Raw genomic sequence first — 1011 nt, forward strand, 5'->3', positions numbered from 1 at the left:
ACTGTTGCCATTCCATAAACTTCGGCAAAACCGTAAACATGTGCATTATGTTTAATTCGTGCACTACCATAAACTTCAGCATCATCATAAACTTGAGCATTATCGTAAACGCAAGCACAAGATAAGACGAATGCATTACCACCTACCCAGCAATTACCATGATGCGATAGGTTGTTTTCATGTTCTATAAAGCCGCCTAAATTACCTTTTTTAATAACTCCAAAGTCTCTTAAAGCGCGGATACGGTGAAGAGTTACCCCTTTAAACTCAGCTTTCTCATCAGTAAGTTCGTACTTCTTTTCCATTAGTTTGCTCCAGTAGATATTCTGCTATTGCTGCCAATCCAATCTTCACAACGTAAATCCGCATCACCGTAAATTTTTACATTTCCGTAAATGTGTGTATTACCGCCAACTTTTGCATTTCCATAAACGCTTGCCTTATCGTAAACATATGCTTCATAATAAACATGAGAATTGCCATAAACATGTGCATGATCAAAAACTTTAGCGTCACCGTAAACGTATGCATCACCGTAAATTTCTGCATAATTGTAAACTTTTGCTTCATCAGAAACGAGTGCATCTCCATAAACCCGCGCATCACCATAAACATAGGCATAACCGGAAATATGTGCATTTTGATAAACACGAGCATTATCATAAACCCTAGCATAATCTCCAACCCAACAATCGCCCCCATGACTAAGATTGCCTTCCTTTTCAATAAAACCGCCAAGGTCACCTTTTTTGACATTTCCAAAATCTTTTAATGCACGTATGCGGTAAAGCGTGCGTCCGCCAACTTCATCCATTTCATCAGTCAATTCGTATTTTTTTTCCATGATTTATCCCCCCTACCTTAAAATAGCGTCACTTCCATAAAATGCTGTATCGCCGGCTACTATGGCATTACCACGAACTTTTGCGTTATTATAAACTTCGGCATCATCATAAACCTTCGCATTTTCAGAGATATATGCATTTTGATAAATACAAGCATTGCCTCCAA

At 38.4% G+C, this 1011-nt stretch carries 1 protein-coding gene and 1 pseudogene; both read right to left on the minus strand.

Translation table 11 applies throughout. From position 1 onward, the window contains the following. Positions 1–305 (minus strand): annotated as a pseudogene (locus tag ACFINX_RS10185) (hypothetical protein); the annotation flags it as partial. Next, positions 305–844 carry a hypothetical protein gene (locus ACFINX_RS10190; RefSeq protein ID WP_375613984.1) on the minus strand — a complete coding sequence of 180 codons (540 nt, stop codon included), beginning with the start codon at positions 842–844 and terminating at the stop codon, positions 305–307. The gene ACFINX_RS10190 and the pseudogene ACFINX_RS10185, both read right to left, overlap by 1 nt. Positions 845–1011 lie beyond the last annotated feature (167 nt).

The sequence above is a fragment of the Bartonella sp. AP36NXGY genome (assembly GCF_042195865.1).
In the GTDB taxonomy this organism is placed as follows: Bacteria; Pseudomonadota; Alphaproteobacteria; order Rhizobiales; family Rhizobiaceae; genus Bartonella.

What these genes read in the sequence shown, in the direction of transcription:
- ACFINX_RS10190 (WP_375613984.1), bottom strand. Translation starts at nt 844, where the DNA reads ATGGAAAAAAAATACGAATTGACTGATGAAATGGATGAAGTTGGCGGA.